The 731-nt window shown below is 66.9% G+C and carries 1 protein-coding gene; it reads left to right on the plus strand.

The window, feature by feature from the left end:
- Nucleotides 1-731 (plus strand): Ig-like domain-containing protein (locus tag JF545_RS19815; protein WP_206944881.1); only part of this gene is annotated, 731 nt, incomplete at both ends.

The raw sequence follows: 731 nt of genomic DNA on the forward strand, positions 1-731 counted from the left end.
GAGGTGGATGAGGCCGGTCTGGACGACGGCGGCAGCCAGTCTGCCACCGACCTGGAGACCACCAGCGGCACCATCGCCATCGATACCGGCTCCGACAGCGTGGGCTCGGTGGTGATCAGCGGCGTGGACGTGACCAACGGCGGCACCGTGCAGGGCACCTACGGCGTGCTGACGGTCACCGTCAACAGCGGCGTCTACAGCTACAGCTATACCTTGAGCGACAACACCACCGACCATAGCAGCCAGGGCACCGGCAGCGACGGTATCCAGGACGTGTTCAGCCTGGTGGTGACCGACTCCGACGGCGACGTCAGCGATCCCGCGGCCCTGACCATCGACATCAAGGATGACGTGCCCGAGGCCACCGACGACGCGGCCGAGACCGACGAGAACGTGGCGATCACCGTCAACGTGCTGGACGGCAGTGCGGGCGGGGCCGACGTGGCCGGCGCCGATGGTCCGGTGACCCTGACCAACGCCGCGCTGCAGGACCCGAGCCAGGGCAGCGTGAGCTTCAATGGTGACGGCAGCGTGACCTTCACCCCGGCGACGGGTTTTGAAGGCGACGTGCTGATCGACTACACCATCACCGATGCCGATGGGGATACCGCGAACGCGACCCTGACCATCACCGTGGACGCGACCCCGGTGGTAGAGGTGAACCCCGAGTCGCCCAATGCGTCTGGCAATAACGAGGTGGATGAGGCCGGTCTGGACGACGGCGGCAGCCA

Source organism: Halomonas litopenaei, assembly GCF_017303055.1.
Lineage (GTDB): Bacteria > Pseudomonadota > Gammaproteobacteria > Pseudomonadales > Halomonadaceae > Halomonas > Halomonas litopenaei_A.